Here is a 1,473-nt window from a genome sequence, read left to right on the forward strand (position 1 = left end):
CCATTGCATGGATCGTTCCCACGCCAGGGCTGCACTCGTTGGCTCGAACGAGGCACGCTCGTCGCAGTTGAACCCGTGGCCTGCGGGGTAGACATGTACCGTGCAATCGGGCCGGGTACTGCGAATGCGCTCCACGTCCGCCATCGGAATCGTGTGGTCGCTCTCGCCGTAGTGCAGCAGCGTGGGCGAACGCGCCGGAGCGTCCAGGTGATGCACGATGTGGCCACCGTAGTAGCCAACCACGGCCGTGATTCCGGGGGCGGTCTGGGCGGCGATGTAGCCGACTGACGCGCCAAGGCAGAAGCCCATCACGCTCACCGGGGAACCCGTGGCGTGCTGCGCATGCTGCACGGTGGCGAGTGTGTCGCGCACCATCGCTTTCCAGTCCAGCCGTGGCAGGAGCTCCAGCGCATGAGCGACTTCGTCGTTGCTGTAGCCTGAAGCGAAATCGGGTGAAATACGGTCGAACAGCGCTGGAGCGAATGCGTCGTAGCCCAGTGCGGCCAGCCGCTCGCAGACCGCCTGTATATGGTGGTTCACTCCGAAGATTTCCTGCAGCACGACGACGGCGCCCGGGCGCGGTGCGGTTGCTGCGCTGTTCCAGCACGAGAAGACATGCCCATCGGCCGCGGTGATCCGGATGAAGGCCATGTCAGTCCGCCACGCCGAGTACGCGGCCGCCGTCGATGATGATTTCGGTACCGGTGATCAGCGACGACGCAGGCGATGCCAAGAACAGCGCAGCGCCCTGAAGGTCCGATGGCCGTGCAATGCGGCCCAGTGGCACGACGCGCTCAAATGGCCGACGTACTTCCTCAGACTTGAGCACTCCGCCGCCGATGTTCGTGATCACCGGCCCCGGCGAGATCGCGTTCAAAAGGATGCCGTACTTCGCGAGCTCCAGCGCGTATTGACGCACCATGTGCGCAACCGCACCCTTAGACGTCGCATACATCGAACTCACGAGAGTCTCGGGCATGGAAGCGGAAACCGAACTCGTGACCACGATACGCCCGCCGCCCTGTTTCTTCATCTGCGGCACCACGATCTGCAGCGTGTGCAGCATGGAGGTCACGTTGGTGGCGAACACACGCTCCCAGAGGTCAAGCGAAAGGTTCTCCACCTCGCCTTCGGGATTGCGCTCGCCGGTGCCACTCAAAAATCCCGGGCCGCCGCTGATGCCGGCATTGGCAAACACAGTGTCGAGCCGGCCGTGCCGCGTGACCACATCGTCGAAAGCAGCGCGCAGCGTGTCAGGCTGTGTAACGTCGGCTACTGCGCCGGTGACATGCCCACCTGTGGCGGACAGCGTGGCAACGGCTTGGTCCAGAGCCTCGCGATTCATGTCGATCAGCGTGACGCACGCGCCGTTGGCGGCCATGACCTCGGCATAGCCCAGGCCAATCCCGCTCGCGGCTCCGGTGATCGCGACGACGCTGCCGCTCACATCGAAAAGTCTCTCTGTTTTCATGC

2 protein-coding genes are annotated in these 1,473 nt (G+C 64.0%); both read right to left on the reverse strand.

Features of this window, described 5'->3' with window-relative positions; translation table 11 throughout:
* Window positions 1-651 (reverse strand): dienelactone hydrolase family protein (locus ACSFB7_RS37780; protein ID WP_435477446.1); only part of this gene is annotated, 651 nt, incomplete at its 3' end.
* A 1-nt stretch (window position 652) separates the two neighbouring features.
* Window positions 653-1,473: SDR family NAD(P)-dependent oxidoreductase (locus ACSFB7_RS37785; RefSeq protein WP_435477447.1), on the reverse strand; the 821-nt coding region annotated here is incomplete at its 5' end.

Origin of the sequence: Variovorax raffinosi, from assembly GCF_051216615.1 — a bacterium.
In the GTDB taxonomy this organism is placed as follows: domain Bacteria; phylum Pseudomonadota; class Gammaproteobacteria; order Burkholderiales; family Burkholderiaceae_C; genus Variovorax.